Below are 486 nucleotides of genomic sequence, written 5' to 3' on the forward strand. Positions count from 1 at the left end.
TAAGAGATTAGACAAGCTTAAGCAGGGGACTTTCCAATCACAGGGGGCAAAGGACTTCATAGAGATCGCCCAAGATTTCAACAGGCTTTTCAACCAAGACGCTAGTCTAGCCCAAGCCCTCAAACCCACCACGGGGGGCAAGATGAGTAGCTCTATTGCGACTTCTGTGCAGGGGGCTACACAATACCAGATCACTAAAGTTCTCTTTGACACTCTAGTGCGCACTCTGCCCTATATCCCCTTTGCTAAGATGTTAAACGATAAGGTGAGCGGAGCAGCTTTAAGGCATCATCTAAAAAGCGCGTTGCACAAGTCCCATAGTGTCAGCGAGTTTAAAACCCACTTGCGCGCTCTAGCTAGCAGAGAGGACTTTGACAACGCCACCAAAGCCCTTATTAGAGAGATTGAGGGGGGAATGCCCCCAGATGATGGAGGCGAGCCGGGGTTAAGCCGAAGGGTTGACCCCGTTGCGAGTGGGGGAGGAGG

At 51.4% G+C, this 486-nt stretch carries 1 pseudogene; it reads left to right on the plus strand.

The annotated features are described in order from the left end of the window. Positions 1–486 (plus strand): annotated as a pseudogene (locus tag EAO37_RS09050) (hypothetical protein); the annotation flags it as partial.

Source organism: Helicobacter sp. L8, from assembly GCF_003660355.1.
Lineage (GTDB): Bacteria > Campylobacterota > Campylobacteria > Campylobacterales > Helicobacteraceae > Helicobacter > Helicobacter labacensis.